The following is a 416-nucleotide window of genomic DNA, read 5'->3' as shown; positions in this document are numbered from 1 at the left end:
CTGCGCCATCACTGACACTTGATACGGACTCTGGCTCAGCGGCGGATGACTTCTTAACCAACGACGGCAGCTTCACAGTCGGCGGCACAGAAGAGGGTGCGACAGTCGAATACCTCGTTGACGGAAACTGGACGACAACCGCACCCGTACCAACGGAAGGTGACAACACGTTCACCGTTCGTCAAACCGACGCAGCGGGTAATACATCAGGCAGCAGCGAGCTGACGTTCACTCTAGACACAACAGCGCCAGATGCGCCAACACTGACACTTGATACGGACTCTGGCTCAGCGGCGGATGACTTCTTAACTAACGACGGCAGCTTCACAGTCGGCGGCACAGAAGAGGGTGCGACAGTCGAATACCTCGTTGACGGAAACTGGACGACAACCGCACCCGTACCAACGGAAGGTGAC

Annotated in this window: 1 protein-coding gene; it reads left to right on the top strand. The window is 57.0% G+C overall.

Annotation, left to right across the window (positions count from 1 at the left end; all coding sequences use genetic code 11):
* Positions 1–416, top strand: a 416-nt coding sequence (locus AB4167_RS21065) for an Ig-like domain-containing protein (RefSeq protein WP_372136973.1), incomplete at both ends; no start/stop codon positions are given.

It is taken from the genome of Vibrio sp. 10N.286.49.E11, assembly GCF_041469505.1.
Classification (GTDB): domain Bacteria; phylum Pseudomonadota; class Gammaproteobacteria; order Enterobacterales; family Vibrionaceae; genus Vibrio; species Vibrio crassostreae_C.
This window is presented reverse-complemented; position numbering and strand designations above follow the sequence as displayed.